Annotated in this window: 13 protein-coding genes; 4 read left to right on the top strand and 9 right to left on the bottom strand. The window is 67.7% G+C overall.

The genetic code is table 11. The features are described 5' to 3' along the window. Positions 1-3: 3 nt before the first annotated feature. The 5 genes from D6B71_RS18390 to D6B71_RS18410 all read right to left on the bottom strand — a co-directional run bounded on the left by D6B71_RS18390 (position 4) and on the right by D6B71_RS18410 (position 3,213). Complete coding sequence (locus tag D6B71_RS18390; protein ID WP_126688316.1) at positions 4-405, bottom strand: PIN-like domain-containing protein; 402 nt, start codon at positions 403-405, stop codon at positions 4-6. Between the two features lie 20 nt (positions 406-425). After that, positions 426-1,106, bottom strand: coding sequence for a DUF433 domain-containing protein (locus D6B71_RS18395; RefSeq protein ID WP_164519735.1), 681 nt, complete (start codon positions 1,104-1,106; stop codon positions 426-428). 97 nt (positions 1,107-1,203) lie between these two features. After that, positions 1,204-1,773, bottom strand: coding sequence for a type IV toxin-antitoxin system AbiEi family antitoxin domain-containing protein (locus tag D6B71_RS18400; RefSeq protein WP_121257771.1), 570 nt, complete (start codon positions 1,771-1,773; stop codon positions 1,204-1,206). 41 nt (positions 1,774-1,814) lie between these two features. Further along, positions 1,815-3,014 (bottom strand): tyrosine-type recombinase/integrase, encoded by a 1,200-nt coding sequence (locus tag D6B71_RS18405; protein WP_121257773.1) that lies wholly within the window; start codon positions 3,012-3,014, stop codon positions 1,815-1,817. After that, a complete protein-coding gene (locus D6B71_RS18410; RefSeq protein ID WP_121257824.1) occupies positions 3,007-3,213 on the bottom strand; it encodes a helix-turn-helix transcriptional regulator in 207 nt (68 codons plus the stop codon). The genes D6B71_RS18405 and D6B71_RS18410 overlap by 8 nt, the downstream gene beginning before the upstream one ends. Positions 3,214-3,780: 567 nt before the next feature. Between D6B71_RS18410 and D6B71_RS18415 the strand changes: the two genes are divergently transcribed. After that, positions 3,781-4,344, top strand: coding sequence for a hypothetical protein (locus D6B71_RS18415; protein WP_121257775.1), 564 nt, complete (start codon positions 3,781-3,783; stop codon positions 4,342-4,344). 106 nt (positions 4,345-4,450) lie between these two features. Here the strand turns inward: D6B71_RS18415 and D6B71_RS18420 are convergent, their stop codons facing one another. Genes D6B71_RS18420 through D6B71_RS18430 form a run of 3 tightly spaced genes read right to left on the bottom strand, consistent with a single transcriptional unit; the run spans position 4,451 to position 7,562 of the window. After that, positions 4,451-5,125 (bottom strand): hypothetical protein, encoded by a 675-nt coding sequence (locus D6B71_RS18420; protein ID WP_121257777.1) that lies wholly within the window; start codon positions 5,123-5,125, stop codon positions 4,451-4,453. Beyond that, the gene (locus D6B71_RS18425; protein ID WP_121257779.1) at positions 5,122-7,158 is read right to left on the bottom strand and encodes a DEAD/DEAH box helicase; all 2,037 of its coding nucleotides are present in this window, start codon (positions 7,156-7,158) and stop codon (positions 5,122-5,124) included. Before D6B71_RS18425 ends, D6B71_RS18420 begins: the two co-directional genes overlap by 4 nt. After that, the gene (locus tag D6B71_RS18430; protein WP_121257781.1) at positions 7,155-7,562 is read right to left on the bottom strand and encodes a helix-turn-helix domain-containing protein; all 408 of its coding nucleotides are present in this window, start codon (positions 7,560-7,562) and stop codon (positions 7,155-7,157) included. The genes D6B71_RS18425 and D6B71_RS18430 overlap by 4 nt, the downstream gene beginning before the upstream one ends. Before the next feature lie 167 nt (positions 7,563-7,729). Here D6B71_RS18430 and D6B71_RS18435 point away from each other — a divergent pair, with 167 nt between their 5' ends. The 3 genes from D6B71_RS18435 (at position 7,730) to D6B71_RS18445 (ending at position 9,455) form a co-directional block, all read left to right on the top strand. Next, a complete protein-coding gene (locus D6B71_RS18435; RefSeq protein ID WP_121257783.1) occupies positions 7,730-8,176 on the top strand; it encodes a type II toxin-antitoxin system PemK/MazF family toxin in 447 nt (148 codons plus the stop codon). After that, positions 8,176-8,598: a WhiB family transcriptional regulator gene (locus D6B71_RS18440; RefSeq protein ID WP_121257785.1), complete on the top strand. Its 423-nt coding sequence runs from the start codon at positions 8,176-8,178 to the stop codon at positions 8,596-8,598. Before D6B71_RS18435 ends, D6B71_RS18440 begins: the two co-directional genes overlap by 1 nt. Before the next feature lie 89 nt (positions 8,599-8,687). Beyond that, positions 8,688-9,455 (top strand): sigma factor-like helix-turn-helix DNA-binding protein, encoded by a 768-nt coding sequence (locus tag D6B71_RS18445; RefSeq protein ID WP_164519736.1) that lies wholly within the window; start codon positions 8,688-8,690, stop codon positions 9,453-9,455. Here the strand turns inward: D6B71_RS18445 and D6B71_RS18450 are convergent. Continuing rightward, positions 9,456-10,444: hypothetical protein (locus D6B71_RS18450; RefSeq protein ID WP_206051847.1), on the bottom strand; the 989-nt coding region annotated here is incomplete at its 5' end.

A 10,444-nucleotide genomic window follows, 5' to 3' on the forward strand; every position in this document is an offset into this window, starting at 1 on the left:
TCGCTAATAAATCCCGCGGAGCTTGAGCGGCCGTACTCCCGAAGGGCTCATCGCCAGAGCCCATGGTCCCTGCCCGCGCTTGGTGATCTCTCGCTGCAACCGGGACTCGTGCTTGAGGAACAACTCAACCTGTGCGGGCGGCCCCAGATCCTGCTTGGCCCCGATCCAGACCGATCGGATCCCGTGCTCACGGTAGGCGCGGAGCTCGGCCGGTCGCGTCCGGATGCGCCTGTCTCGCGTGACCACGATCAGGTCGCGCTCAGCCACGATCGGCATCCAGTCGAGGTCCAGCGTTCCGAGGGGCACTTCCGGAAGATGCTCATGCCCCGGGTAGAGCACGTCGTCCCGGCCACTTCGCCGGAGAAGCTTGCCGAGGCCCAGGGTGTTCTCGTCGGTGAAGTACACCGGCCCGGGGCTCTCCGCCATCAGGCCGCGCGCTCGCTCCCGGCGATCAACTCGAAGCGAATCGCCTCATCGACCTGATCCGGAGTGAGGTCGTAGAGGTCCGCGAGCTCCTCACGACTGGTGCCAGCTCGATAGTCCTCGGCGAGAGACTCAGTGCGCACGTTACGCACGGCCGGCTGGCCGAACGCGCGACTTGGGTCCATGACCACGTCTGGGGTTCGTATGTCTGGCTTGATGCGCCCGACGACATCGTCGATGTACTCCACTGCCGAGCTGAAGCGCTCCGCCGACTCGGCAAGCACGAGCTGGCCATTGCGGACAACTACGAGCTGAAGCTGGCGCTCGAGACCGACCTGCTCCTGGACGACCCGGACGAGCTCCCTGCCGTCAACGTCGAGAAGCGGGCGCGCGTGGGCGAGCGGATAGCGACCGAACTCCTGACGGAGCTGCACGATCGCCGGCCGGAGCCGCTGGACTGGCACCGAGCGGCTACGGAACTCGGCGAGCAGCCGAGCCTCGACCATCTCGCCCCAGGTGACGACGTCGCCACCGGTCGGCTCGGGGCGCAGGACGGGGTCATAGAACCTGCCACCTCGCTCATAGCCCTCAAGCCAGCGCTTCGCGGTGCCCGAGTGCAGGCCGACAAGACGATCTACGTCCGGGTAGGAGTAGATCGCGCGATCGAGCATCGAGTCGGCCATGCACAGGATCCTCTCACCGATCGGCGACAACCGACGAGTTCGTTCTGCCGTGTCGAGGCGGAGTACGTCCCGCGCCGCGGGCCGCGAAGCGCGGCTCTCATCGCTCATGGCGTGCCTCCAGCGTATTGGTGAGCTCGTCCCGCTCGGTCGCCGTGAGGTAGCCCTGCGCGTAGCCGCGTTCGATCGCCTGGCGCAGCAGGTACGTCGGCGTCCCGTACGCCAGGCATTGGGCGACGGCGGTCGCCGGAGTGACGGTAGGGATCTCCTGCCACCAGCCGATCTGCGCCGGAGCAAGGTCCTCGTAGTGCACGAGGTAGTCGTCGCCGCCCGTTCGGCGGAAGCGACGCTGCTTACCGACGGCGACATGGATGCGGTTCGGGTTCACGTCGCTGATGCCGTACACGTCCAGAGCTGTCTCGTGCGACAACGCGGCTTCGGGCACCCTGGTCCACAGGACCGCCAGCATCAGGTTGTCGTGCTCGGCGAGCGGATACCGCGGGAACCGGTAGACGCCGTGGGCGGCCCGCTCGAGCGTGCCTCGGTGGACGAGCATTTGGAGCGCGTGCTTGTCGATCCCGATCTCAGTGGCCTGCTGAGCGGTCACGAATCCGTGCTGCGCGGTCGCGATGTCCCACAGCTCGTCACGTGCCAACGCTCTCCTGGGCATGGAAGAAGTGTAACGAAACCGTGATACTACTGCCGCAGTTGTCATGGCGTGGCGCTCCCGTCGTCCGGGCGGGCGAAGGCCGCGTCCAGGAGCTCGGCGGTCAGCGGGTTCACGTGCTCGTTGCGCCGGATGTAGTGCTCGATCGTCACCTTCGGGTCGGTGTGGCCTAGCAGCTCCGACGCGAGGTTGAGGCTCGCCTGTTCGTTCACCACGGTGGCGACCGTGCGGCGGAACGTGTGCGGCGTGACGCCTTCGATGCCGGCGTCGCCCAGAACCTTGCGGAGCTGACGGCGCACGTTCGCGGTTGTCAGCGGTGTTCGCTCACGGCTGCAGAACACCAGCCCGTCGAGCGAGTGGTCCCGCATGACCGCCATTCGCCGGCGCAGCGCCTCGGCGGTGAAGGTAGGCAGCGCGATCACCCGATTGGAGCGGTCGGTCTTCGGATGCTCCTGACGGTAGGTCCCGACACCGCGCTCGGAGATCACCGTGCCGCAGATCCGCAGCGTCGCCGGAGTCGTCGTCAGGTCCAGGTCGCGGCGACGGATCGCGAGCACCTCGCCGATCCGGGCCGAGGTGCCGAGCATGACCTCGACAATCTGGCCGAGCTGCCCGTCCGGGTTCGGACCGGACGTGCCACGAGACTGCTCCCACACCTTGATCACGGCACGGATCGCATTGACCTCGGTCGCAGTCAGCGCGGTCGGTGTGCGCTTCGGCTTGTGTAGCCGCGCGACGCCGTCGATCGGGTTGCGGTGGATCACCTCGTGGCGGACCGCGAGTCCGAACGCGAGGCGGAGCACGGTCTTGGCCCGCTTGGAGCGGGCGTACGACTGCTTGCCGAGCTCCTTGAGCAGTGCATCGCAGCGGGCGACCCCGATCTCGCGCAGCGCGTAGCCGCGGAAGGCCGGGAGCACGAGCCGGTTCATGTCGCGCTCGTAGTTGAACCGGGTTGCCGGGGCGATCCTGTTCTCCAGGTCGAGGTCGGCCAGCCAGTACTCCACCAGCGCCGGGAACGGGCTGTCCGGCGTCAACGTCGTGTCGACCGGTTGGAACGCGTTGCGCTCCGCCAATCGCCGCTTCAATGCAACCTCGGCGGCCGGCCTCGAAGGCGCGGTGGCCTGCACGAGTCGCGTCTGCCCATCCCAGTCGCGGAAGCGGGTGCGGGCCTCGACCTTGTACTTCTCCCTCTGGATGAAGGCGATCTCGCCGTAGCCGCCGATGGGGATGCGAGGCCTACTCATGAGAGCCACCCTCGTGCCGCTCCTCCAGCCACTCCGCGATGTCACTGGCCGCGAATCGCAGGTGCTTGCCGAGCTTGAAGGCTCGCGGCGCCCGGCCGGACAGCCGCCAGTCGTAGATCGTCTGCACGGGGACACCGAGGTACTCAGCGAGTTCCTCGACCCCGATCAAGGGCTCCAGCCCCAGTTCCTGAGTGTTCATGCCCATCAGGTGTGCGACCGCTGCCGAGCGAGCCCGAAGCGACCGGAACCGACGGCGCCGGCGTCCGACTGGGACGCGCTGCGCACCTGTCAATGTGATGGGTAAACGATGGGATCGCATCTCGCCCCCAAAGCGAAAGTCCAGGTCAACCATGGGCTGACCTGGACTTTCTTCGTAGCGGGGGCAGGATTTGAACCTGCGACCTCTGGACATCCGGCGCGAGCGAGCGTCGTTGGCCCAGCTCTTGCTGCTCTTTGAGCATTCGAGCGCTGACCTGCGCGAACACCGCTCGCGACGTTGACGCTGGCCCGCACCTCTTGCTGGGATGTGACCCGACGAGGCGATTCTTGCTGCGGTTTTCGGTGCCTAGACGCGACGCGACTCGAATCTCGGCCCCGCGCCGGTCGCGGCCTCACTCGGCTCCGTCGAGCGCCGCCTCTACTTCGTCGAAGAGGCCTTGGAGCGACACCTTCCAAGTCGGCAGATCTCTCGAATCCTCAGACATTCTGAAGCGATGTGGCGGGCGCCACAGATAGCGTCGCCAACCGCACCAAGAGAGGTATGGGCATGGACCGGACGCTGGAGATCGCCGAGGAGCAGAAGTACTTTGACATCGCGCAGGATGCGCGCGAGCGATCGCGGCAGGCACTGAAGGACGCACCGAAGTACGCCGCCGGCCCGAAGGCAGCTGTGCGCGGCGTGCGCAAGGGCGCCCAGGCGCAGCTCGATCAGCTCGGGGCTGCGGACGACCCGGTCGCCTTCGGCCGCCTGGACCTCGAAGACGATGACGAGACCTTCTACATCGGCTATCGAGGAATCGCCGGCGACGACGGGGAGCGCCTGGTCGTCAACTGGCAGCTCGAGTTCGTCTCGCGCCTGTGGGCGCTCGGAGCGCAGGAAGCGGTCGGCGAACTGCGCAGGCGACGTCGGTTCGAGACCGAGCGCAACACGATCGTAGACATCGACGACGAGGTCTTCGCCGAGATCGCCAAGCGCATCGAGGAGTTGACCTCCAACGAGGAAATCGGCATCGACGACGCTCTGCTCAACGCGGATCGACTGGTAGTGCCCGGAGTGGGGCGGCGTCGGGTCGATCTCCTGCACCCAGGACTACCCCGACGAGTGCGATGACTGCGGCGCCGAGGTAGACGTCTTGTGGGAGGGCTGGCCGGACGGTGGCTTCACCGTCCGGACATCCGAGCCGACCGACGACCTCTGACGGGCCAGCGACCCGGAGCTACTCGAACTCCTCCGGCGGGAGGAACCACGGGCTCTCCCCGAGCGGACCGAGGTAGATGTACTGCCAGTCACCGGCCACTCCGACCGGCGCGAAGATCTCGTACTCCTCGTTGATGAAGATCCGGCCGCCCTGGGTGCCCTTGACCTTGCCGAGGCGCCCGGCGATGTCTCGCGCAGCGGAAGCACCGACGTCATCGGAGAGGTAGACCGTCTCGCGTCGCCGGCCGTCGACCTTCTCGTATCGGATGTCGGTGGCACCTGCGTTCAGCACATAGGGGATGCCCACGTGCGGACCTGGCCAGAGGTCACCCGGGGTGAGATCGGGCGGCGCGGCGGGGGTGACCGTCAGCGATCCCTCTTCGAAGACGAGCGGCTTGTCGTCGTAACGACCCGCCCAGTAGCAGCTTCCGCCCTTGCCATCGGGCACCAGCACGTGCTTGAACTCGTTGATGTAGAAGGCGCCGCCCCGACGTCCGTCGTTGACCTGCTCCTTCACGACGTTGACCATCTCCGCCAGGTCGGGGTGGTCGTCGGAGGTGAGCATCCACCTGACCCGCTGGCTTTCCTGGTACTCGAGTCGGATGGCACCCCCGACGGTGACGGTGTACTTGGCGTCCTTGCTGACACGCAGTGGCGAGTTGCCGGTGTATCGGCGCAGCTCATCGGCGGTCATGGGCGTTCTCCTTCGTCGGTCGGCCAGTCGAATCCTGGGCCGACATCAGCCAAGAACCGGCGTTCACCGCCGGATTCGTACCACGCGTGGCCGCGCGAGTTGACGTAAAACCGCGAAGTCGGGAGCCCGAGCCGCTTCCACTCCTCCACGACGCGTTGCGCTGCCTCTGTCTTGGTCGACCCGCCTGTCATCAGCGCGAACTCCTTGCCTCCCTTGACCGTCCGTTCGATCTGACCTCCGCCCTTCTGAGACAACCGGAACGTGCCGCCGTCGCGGTCCGAAGGACCTAGATATGCAGCTCCGGGCCGAAGCTCAAGGTCCTCACCGCGGGGAGCCTCGTCGGCTGTTACCTCGGCGGCAACCTCGAACGGTTCCTCTAGCTGCCCGACGAGCCACGGCTTTCCTCGTGCGTCCTTGCCGGTCTGCCACACGAGAACGAGCCGGTGCTCGGGCGTCACCCGGAAGCGCCCGCCTGGCTTCTCCCGCACGGAGGCAACCATCTCCCCCACGCCTTGGGGGTTCGCAATCAGACGGCGGAAGGCATTGTGGACGACGCCCTCGGTGGAGACGGAGTACTCCTGGCCGATGAAGGCGCCAGGCCACTCGACGGGTCCGTCGAGGTGCTCGCCCAGCAGCTGCCAAGCCTGGGACTCGGTCGGAAGCGGCGTTCGGGGCGGGTCTGGGAGCTCCTTGGGCGTGGTGGACCCGAGCTCCCAGGCGTAGTAGCGATTGGCGTCCGCGCCGGTCAGGTCGGACCAGTCGGTCTTTGCGTAGATGAGGTCATCCACGGTGTCGCCGACGTAGATCAGGTGCATCTCGGATCTCTTCGCGACGCCCTCGTGGTCGACCGACCGTCTGAGAACCCGACCGAGCGCCTGGACACGCTGGCGCACGGATGCCGTGGACGCGACCGAGATGCCCGTATCGGCAGCAGGCACGTCGATCCCCTCGATGAGCGACTTCACGGAGACCAGGACTGGGGCCTCGCCGGACGCAAAATCGGCCAATGCGCGACGGCGAGAGGACTCGCTCAGCTTGGAATGCTCCAGCGCGACACGGATGCCCGGAAGCGCGCGGGCGAGCCCGTCGCGAAGCTCAGCCGCTTCGGCGACTCGCTCATGGAAGAGGATCGCCCGAGGATGCGTCGCCCTGCCGGCGAAGAGGTCGGACACAAGTCGGGCGGTCACCCGTTCCCGTTCTGATGCCCGGTAAAGGAGATCCTTGCGCCGCCCCGTGATTGTGACCCACCGCTTGGCCGCGGATCCGAGTTCGTCAGTGCGCCGGCTCAAGATACGGGCACGGTTCTGATCACCGCCGAGGCCCTGCAGCTCGTCCGCTGCGTCGTCGACCTCCCGGCTCAGCTTGTCGTAACGGGCCTGCTCCTCGGGCGTGAGAGCAACCGCGTGATGATGCAGCGTGTACTCGGGCAGCCAACCTTCCGCCCGCGCCTCCTTGAGCCCGAACCGGAAGACGACCTTGCCTAGCTTGCGTCCCACAACCTGCTCGTCGAACGCGATCGGCTCGCCGTGCTCGTCGACCTCTTCGCGGTCTGGCGTCGCCGAGAGGCCGAGCCTGAAGGATGCGGGCGTGTCGAGCACCTTGCTGAAAACAGGCGCCCCCGCCCTGTGGCACTCATCAACGATCAGCATCAGCGGCTTCACCTCGCGCGCAAGCTCAGGGAGGCTCTTGGCGGCACTGTTGAGCACGGCGATCAGCACCCGGTGGCCGAACAGCCCCTCCTTCTGCCCAGCGCCGAGCAGCCCTATCTCGGAACGCTGGAGCGATGTCCGATCAACGAGCACCTCTCGCCACTGCCGCGCGAGCGCCTGCGTCGGTACGACGATCGCGAAGCGTGCCGCCGGCTCGACCGCAGCGACCCTGGCCATGCAGGTCAGCGCGATGAGGGTCTTGCCGCCGCCCGTGACGACCTCGATGGTCCCGCGACAAGGCGCGACTCCGTCCCCTTGACCCCATGCCTCGACCGCACGCCGCTGCCATCCAACGAGCTCAAAGCCCCGGGTGGCGAGTGTCAACGCGACTCCTGGATCGCGCGGATGATGGCGTCACGGACGATGGGCTCCACCCTGCTCATGACGTCGGCGGTCAGCCGGTCGACCCGGCCGCGGAAGGCGTCCTCGTCGTCGCCCTGCGGCATCGCCGAGCCGACGACAGGTTTGGCAACCGGAGCTTCCAAGCCTTGGGCAGCTGCCAGCTCGCGGGCGTCCTCCTCAAGTCGCCATGGCTCGATCTCCAACGCGCCCGCGATCTTCTCCAGCGCTTCAGCGGACGGGACCTTCTTCCCCCGCTCGATTTCGTAGAGGTACGGGTACGACACGACGGCGGCCTTGGCGAGATCAGGGCGGGAGTAGCCGACGGCCTCGCGGCGCCGCTGGATCGCCTCGCCCAAGGCCTCGGGGACGAGTGCTGTACGGGTCATGACGACAACTTTCCGAGAAACGCTGCATCGCGACGTGCGGCTATGCTACGCTTCTCTGCAGAGGTAACCGAGAAGGTTCTGTCAGAGACCTGAGCTAACATCTGAAACTCATCCATCGGCATCAACGATAGCAGCGCCGAGCGACCTAACCGGGAAGGAAGATCCCCTTGAAGAAGACCGACCGGGCCCACGGCTCCGACAAGTACCGCCGCAACTGCGGTGTCCGCCGGCACCGCATCGCCTGCAGCGAGACTCGCGACGTCGAGCGCAACCACGACATCATGGGCGTCTCGCACGTCGCGTGCCGCTTCCTCAAGCCCGGCGCGGTCGTGCTCGTCGACTTCCCCTACCCCGACGAGACCGGGCGCAAGGCGCGGCCCGCGGTGGTCGTCGCTCGACAGGGCCAGTCGGTCACGCTGATGCCGGTGACGTCGTCGCGGCGGGCCTACGCCGCGATCGAGGTGCTCGACCTCGAGGCGGCGGGCCTCAGCAAGGCGTCGCGAGTCCGCACCGACCAGACGACGGTGCTCGACCGCCACGCCACCATCAAGACGCTCGGTCGGCTCTCCGACCGCGACGTCCTGCGGATCCGCGTCCTGCGGAGCGTCGCCTGATGGGGCGCCCTCCCGCACTGCCTGGCCCGGCGACACCGCCGCAGGAGACCGTGCCGCCGATCCTCGCCGTCGACGGCGCGTGCGCCGACGCCCGCGTCGGTGACGTCTTCTTCGAGGAGGACACCTACGCTGAGGCTGCCGCCGTCTGCGGGCGCTGCCCGGTGCAGGCGATCTGCCTGGCCTACGCGCTGCCCAACGAGTCCCACGGCGTGTGGGGTGGTCTGACGCCCGAGGAGCGCCGCACCGCCCGGGGCGGCACCGCCCTGCTGCGCATCGAGGACCGCCGTGCGGCGGACGACCTCAGGGCGGCGGTTGCCGCCCAGGTCCCGCACGAGGACCTGGCTGCGCGCTACGCCGTCAACGTCCGCACCATCGAGCGCTGGGTGGCTGACCAGCGCGCTCTCCCCCACCCGGCCGCATAGCGGCGTTGTGCTGTGCGGCGAACTCGGGCTCGCCGCACAGCAGACCGCCGCACCAACTCGGACAACCACTTCTCACACCGGAGGCACCCTTGCCCACCACCACGACCATCGACCGCAACCGCCACATCGTCACGCTCGCGTGCGACGGCTCCCTGACCTACCAGGAGATCGGCGACCTCTTCGGCATGACGCGCGAGCGGGTCCGCCAGATCATCAAGAAGGCCGGCATCGACAAGACCACCCGACGCGCGGCCCGCGCCGAGGCCGAGGTCGAGGCGCTGGCATTCGACGGCGACCTCATCCGGGAGTGGGTGCGGCACAACCCCGCGCGCACGATCGAGGAGGCCTCGGAGGCACTCGGCCTCAGCGCGCAGCGGATCCGCCAGGCACTGGGGAGCGACGCGGGTCGGCTCTTCGTCCGGCCGTTCCACCAGGGCCTCGCCCGGCGCTACAGCGACGCCGACATCATCGAGGTGCTCTCCGCAGCCGCAGCGCTGGCCTCCGGCCCGCTGACCAAGACGGCGTACGACGAGTACGTCGCCGCCCACGGTGGCCCGAGCGGGATCCGAGTTCTCCAGCGGTTCGGCTCATGGAAGGCGGCGTGCGAGGCCGCCGGCGTGACCTGCGGTCAGGCGCGACGGTCCTACACCCGCCGCTGGACCGCCGGGACGATGGTCGACAACCTCATCGCCTACTTCGACTCCCCCGGTGCCACCGGCGCCTTCGCCGACTACGACCAGTGGTCGCGCGGCCACGCCGACCGCCCGAGCGGTCAGACGATCCGCAACCACTTCGGGTCGTGGCAGGCCGCGAAGACCGCCGCTCTCAACGCCCGCGGTCACCTCCCAGCGGCGTAGTCAGTCGTCGTCCAGGGAGCCTAGGTAGGTCCACACTCCCTCGATCAGCGCGACGGCCTGACCGGCCTCGGTCAGCTGGACGGTGCCGCCGTGCGGCAGCCGTTGCCGCCAGCGCCGGGCGGCACGGGGAGCCACCTCCCCGACCTCGCTCGACAACAGGTCACGGGCGGCAGGGTCGTAGAGGTCCTGGACGTGGACGAGGAGCCGGATCGCCCTGGCAGGCGGAGCCGCGGGCCACGGGTCGCCCGGGGCAACACCCTCGACTGCGGTCTGGGCTTTCCGGGCAACGACGGACTGGATCTCGAGCGCCGCTTGCGCCTCGGCCAGCTTGTCCTCAGCCAACGCCCGAGCCAACTCGGCCTGCTCGAGCTGGTCCGCCAACTGGGCCTTCGCCGCTGCATCGAGGTTGACCGCCTCCTTGAGCGAGCGCTGGCGAACCCGGAGCTCAGCGACCTCGGCCGCAAGCGCTTTCGCCGCCCCTTGGTACTCCACCATCTGCGCTGTCAGATCCGCGTCGAGGTCGGGCCCTACTGGCTCGCCCGACATGAGGTGTTCGACCCTAGTCAGGAGGTCCTGGCACGCCTCGGCCATCGGCAGACCGATGTCCCCGGCAACCTTGCCGATCAGGTTTGCGTCCTTGCGGAGCCGTTCAAGCGACGGCAGCTCATCGAAGTGCTGCTCACGATTTCGGAGCTGCGGCACGCGCTTGAAAGCGTCGTAGAACTCCAGAGTCATCTGCGGCAGGCATTGCCGCAGCGGGGAGTCCTGGTTGCGCAAGGGCTCGTTGACGCCGAACTGCGGGTCGCGCAGGTTCAGCGGCTTCTTGTACATCGGGAGGTCCGGATGTTGTGCGTGGCGTACTTGCCGCAACTTCTCGAGCCAATCAGGGCCGGCGATCGGTGTCATCGCCGCGTCGTAGCGCTCGCCGAGCCCCTGTGCGTCAGGCTGAGGTGAGACACGACTTCTGAGTTCCTTCCCTCTGCACGGGG

It is taken from the genome of Nocardioides ferulae, assembly GCF_003660455.1.
Taxonomy (GTDB): Bacteria; Actinomycetota; Actinomycetes; order Propionibacteriales; family Nocardioidaceae; genus Nocardioides; species Nocardioides ferulae.

Bases quoted from the DNA above. Each gene is read 5' to 3' on its own strand.
- D6B71_RS18410 (WP_121257824.1), bottom strand. From the start codon at position 3,213: ATGAACACTCAGGAACTGGGGCTGGAGCCCTTGATCGGGGTCGAGGAA.
- D6B71_RS18415 (WP_121257775.1), top strand. From the start codon at position 3,781: ATGGACCGGACGCTGGAGATCGCCGAGGAGCAGAAGTACTTTGACATC.
- D6B71_RS18400 (WP_121257771.1), bottom strand. From the start codon at position 1,773: ATGCCCAGGAGAGCGTTGGCACGTGACGAGCTGTGGGACATCGCGACC.
- D6B71_RS18420 (WP_121257777.1), bottom strand. From the start codon at position 5,125: ATGACCGCCGATGAGCTGCGCCGATACACCGGCAACTCGCCACTGCGT.
- D6B71_RS18430 (WP_121257781.1), bottom strand. From the start codon at position 7,562: ATGACCCGTACAGCACTCGTCCCCGAGGCCTTGGGCGAGGCGATCCAG.
- D6B71_RS18405 (WP_121257773.1), bottom strand. From the start codon at position 3,014: ATGAGTAGGCCTCGCATCCCCATCGGCGGCTACGGCGAGATCGCCTTC.
- D6B71_RS18395 (WP_164519735.1), bottom strand. From the start codon at position 1,106: ATGGCCGACTCGATGCTCGATCGCGCGATCTACTCCTACCCGGACGTA.
- D6B71_RS18440 (WP_121257785.1), top strand. From the start codon at position 8,176: ATGGGGCGCCCTCCCGCACTGCCTGGCCCGGCGACACCGCCGCAGGAG.